1 pseudogene is annotated in these 1,044 nt (G+C 44.9%); it reads left to right on the forward strand.

Annotated features, from left to right (window positions below):
* Positions 1–54 precede the first annotated feature (54 nt).
* Positions 55–1,044 (forward strand): annotated as a pseudogene (locus F0227_RS21720) (IS256 family transposase); the annotation flags it as partial.

Consider the following 1,044-nt stretch of genomic DNA (forward strand, 5'->3'; position numbering starts at 1 on the left):
TTTAATTTGTGTATCTGCTTATAATTAAGCCAGTCATGGCTAAGGATAAGCAACATGGATAAGAAAGCTCTAGAAGCATTTGCTCGTGAAGCCGCTAAGTCAATCAAGACACCTTCTGATCTTGATGACTTTCGTAAAATGTTAACCAAGGTGACCGTTGAAACAGCGCTTAACGCTGAACTCGATGAGCACCTTGGTTATGAAAAACACTCCGCTAAACCTGACGATAACAGCCGTAACGGCTATTCCTCCAAAACGCTCATCACTGACGATGGCCAGATCCAACTAGATGTCCCTCGTGACCGTGAGTCCACGTTTGAGCCTAAGCTCGTTCGTAAACACCAAACCCGATTCCAGTCGATGGACGACAAGATATTAAGCTTGTATGCCAAAGGAATGACCACCCGTGAAATCGTCGCTACCTTCAAGGAAATGTATGATGCAGATGTCTCTGCAAGCCTTATATCAAAAGTGACAGATGCCGTTCTGGAACAAGTCATAGAGTGGCAATCTCGGCCTTTAGATGCCGTTTATCCTATCGTTTATCTCGACTGCATCGTTGTTAAAGTTCGTCAGAACAAACAGGTCATCAATAAGGCCATTTATCTGGCTCTAGGTGTCAACACGGAAGGACATAAAGAACTGCTTGGCATGTGGATGTCGGAAACGGAAGGGGCGAAATACTGGCTAAATGTATAGACTGAACTACAGAGCAGTGGAGTCCAAGATATCCTCATCGCTTGTGTCGATGGTCTGAAAGGCTTTCCTGATGCCATTAATGCCGTATTCCCTCAAACTCAAATACAGCTCTGTATCGTGCATATGGTTCGAAACTCGATGAAGTACGTTCCATGGAAGGATTACAAGGTCATAACGGCAGACCTGAAGGAAATCTATCAATCAGCGACGGAAGACGAAGCGTTACTCGCTCTGGAGCGCTTCGGTGATAAATGGGATGAAAAGTACCCTCAAATCAGTCGTTCTTGGACTGCTCACTGGGACAACCTGAATACGCTCTTTAATTACCCTCAGGACATTCGAAAA

Origin of the sequence: Vibrio sp. 99-8-1 (genome assembly GCF_013114595.1) — a bacterium.
Classification (GTDB): domain Bacteria; phylum Pseudomonadota; class Gammaproteobacteria; order Enterobacterales; family Vibrionaceae; genus Vibrio.